The 3,309-nt window shown below is 57.7% G+C and carries 2 rRNA genes; both read left to right on the top strand.

Annotated elements, in window-relative coordinates:
• The first annotated feature begins 67 nt into the window (after positions 1-67).
• Positions 68-2,994 (top strand): 23S ribosomal RNA (locus ACSC1W_RS20870).
• Between the two features lie 138 nt (positions 2,995-3,132).
• Positions 3,133-3,254 (top strand): 5S ribosomal RNA (rrf, locus tag ACSC1W_RS20865).
• Positions 3,255-3,309: the final 55 nt, after the last annotated feature.

Here is a 3,309-nt window from a genome sequence, read left to right as displayed (position 1 = left end):
ATGACACCGTGTGTACGCGCAATCCAGGCGTCCACTGGACCTCTCCGGGTCACAGTGAACGTCCCACTACGCGTGGCTACTCTGCCACCTGGTGAATGGCTCGGCTCGAGAGCCGACGACGGACGTGCCAAGCTGCGAAAAGCCCGAGGAAGCCGCACGGAGGCTACGAACTCGGGATCTCCGAATGGGAATCCCCACCGCAATTGCTTCGCGCAATGGGGAACGCCGGGAATTGAAACATCTCAGTACCGGCAGGAACAGAAAGCAACTCCGCGACATCGTTAGTAACGGCGAGTGAACGCGATCCAGTCCAAACCGAAGCCCTCACGGGCAATGTGGTGTTCGGACTGACTCTCAGCGCCCGAAAACACACGAGAACTCTCCTGGAACGGAGGACGATACAGGGTGACAGTCCCGTATCCTGTGCGAGTACGGCGTGCGTCAGTTCCAGAGTATCGAGGGTTGGATATCCCTCGACAACACGGCAGGCATCGACTGCCAAGACTCAGTACTCCTCGAGACCGATAGCGAACAAGTAGCGTGAGCGAACGCTGAAAAGCACCCCACAAAGGGAGGTGCAATAGGGCCTGAACTCAGGTGGCGATAGAGCGACGGGGCATACAAGGCCCCACAGAAAACGACCCACTCGCAAGAGTGCAGTAGGAACTGTGGGGAGCCGATGTTCCGTCGTGCGTTTTGAAAAACGAGCCAGGGAGTGTATCTGACCGGCGAGTCTAACCCGAGCATCGGGGCAGGCACAGGGAAACCGATATGGCCGCAGCATCTTCGGATGCAAGGGCCGCCGTCTTCAAGGGCGGGGAGCCGACCGGATACGACCCGAAACCAGGCGATCTATGCGTGGGCAAGGTGAAGCGTGCCGAAAGGCACGTGGAGGCCTGTTAGAGTTGGTGTCCTTCAATACCCTCTCGTGACCTACGTATAGGGGTGAAAGGCCCATCGAGCCTGGCAACAGCTGGTTCCAGTCGAAACATGTCGAAGCATGACCTCTGCTGAGGTAGCTCGTGAGGTAGAGCGACCGATTGGGAGACCCGCCGTCGAGAGACGTCGGCCTCCCTGTCAAACTCCAAACTTACGAGCGCCACAGACGCAGGGAGTCCGGTGTGCGGGGTAAGCCTGTGCACCATGAGGGAGACAACCCAGAGCTGGGTTAAGGTCCCCAAGTATGGATTAAGTGCAACCGAAGGTAGTCTCGAGCCCTAAACAGCCGGGAGGTGAGCTTAGAAGCAGCTACCCTCTAAGAAAAGCGTAACAGCTTACCGGCCGAGGTTCGAGGCGCCGAAAATGATCGGGGCTCAAATCCATCACCGAGACCTGGCGACACCCCTTATCGGGGTGATTCCGTAGACTGGCGTTCCGTTTGGGTGGAAGCACGGACGAGAGTTCGTGTGGACCATTCGGTAACGACAATCCTGGCCATAGTAGCAGCGTTAGTCGGGTGAGAACCCCGACGGCCGAACGAGCAAGGGTTCCTCGACAATGCTTATCAGTCGAGGGTTAGCCGATCCTAAGTCAGACCGCAACTCGACTCTGACAACAGGGAAACTGGTTAATATTCCAGTGCTCTCAGACAGTGAAAGCTGACGCCTTGGGAACACTCGAGCTGGGCTTTCGCCCAGTCGAACTATCCACCTCCGTGGAAGCCGTAATGGCAGGAAGCGGACGAACGATAGGATAGCGAAAGTCGAGCGTACCTAGGGCCCGTGAAAAGGCGAGTCTGAGATTCGTACCAAGAACCGACACAGGTGCTCGTGGCAGTGAAAGCCAAGGCCTGTCGGGAACAACCGACGTTAGGGAATTCGGCAAGTTAGTCCCGTACGTTCGCAATAAGGGATGCCTGCCCTGCAGAAGGGCAGGTCGCAGTGACTCGGGCGCTCCGACTGTCTAGTAACAACATAGGTGACCGCAAATCCGCAAGGACTCGTACGGTCACTGAATCCTGCCCAGTGCGGGTATCTGAACACCTCGTACAAGAGGACGAAGGACCCGTCAACGGCGGGGGTAACTATGACCCTCTTAAGGTAGCGTAGTACCTTGCCGCTTCAGTAGCGGCTTGCATGAATGGATCAACGAGAGCGCCACTGTCCCAACGTTGGGCCCGGTGAACTGTACGTTCCAGTGCGGAGTCTGGAGACCCCCAAGGGGAAGCGAAGACCCTATAGAGCTTTACTGCAGGCTGTCGCTGAGACACGGTCGCTAATGTGCAGGATAGGTAGGAGTCATTACACAGGTACCCGCGCCAGCGGGCCACCGAGACAGCACTGAAATACTACCCATTAGTGACTGTGACTCTCACTCCGGGAGGAGGACACCGGTAGCCGGGCAGTTTGACTGGGGCGGTACGCGCTTGAAAAGATATCGAGCGCGCCCTAAGTCCATCTCATCCGAGTCGGAGACTCGGAGAAGAGCGCAAGAGCATACGATGGGCTGACACTGTCCTTCATAACGAGGGACGGTGACGCGAAAGCGTGGTCTAGCGAACCAATCATCCTGCTTGATGCGGGAGATTGATGACAGAAAAGCTACCTTAGGGATAACAGAGTCGTCACGCGCAAGAGCACATATCGACCGCGTGGCTTGCTACCTCGATGTCGGTTCCCTCCATCCTGCCCGTGCAGAAGCGGGCAAGGGTGAGGTTGTTCGCCTATTAAAGGAGGTCGTGAGCTGGGTTTAGACCGTCGTGAGACAGGTCGGCTGCTATCTATTGGGGGTGTGAGAGTACCTGACGTGAACGTTCGTATAGTACGAGAGGAACTACGAATGGTGACCACTGGTGTACGGGTTGTCCGAGAGGGCACGTGCCCGGCAGCCACGTCACACGGGGTAAGAGCTGAACGCATCTAAGCTCGAAACCCACATGGAAAAGAGGTGCTCGTTACGATTTCTCGTAGAAGACGAGGTAGATAGACTCGGGGTGTACGCGCCAAGGCAACGAGGCGTTGAGCCCGCGAGCACTAATCGATCGTGCCATTAGTCATACCGCATACTGGGACCACACACGGTGAGTCGGAGTGGTCCAGGCGTTTACTGGATTGCGCGTCCACATGGTGTGGAAGACCGAGACCGACGCCAGGTTGGCAGTAGTGACTGCGGTTCGAGTCCGCAGGTCGGCGTTAAGGCGGCCACAGCGGCGAGGCAACACCCGTACCCATCCCGAACACGGAAGTTAAGCTCGCCAGCGTGTCAGCACGTACTGGAGTGCGCGAGCCTCTGGGAGCGCTGATTCGCCGCCTCCATTCATACTTCGGCAGTCAGTTATCGGGGAGCGGTGGCTTCGGTCGGTCCCGCCCC

It is taken from the genome of Haloarchaeobius marinus (genome assembly GCF_051207415.1).
Taxonomy (GTDB): domain Archaea; phylum Halobacteriota; class Halobacteria; order Halobacteriales; family Natrialbaceae; genus Haloarchaeobius.
This window is presented reverse-complemented; position numbering and strand designations above follow the sequence as displayed.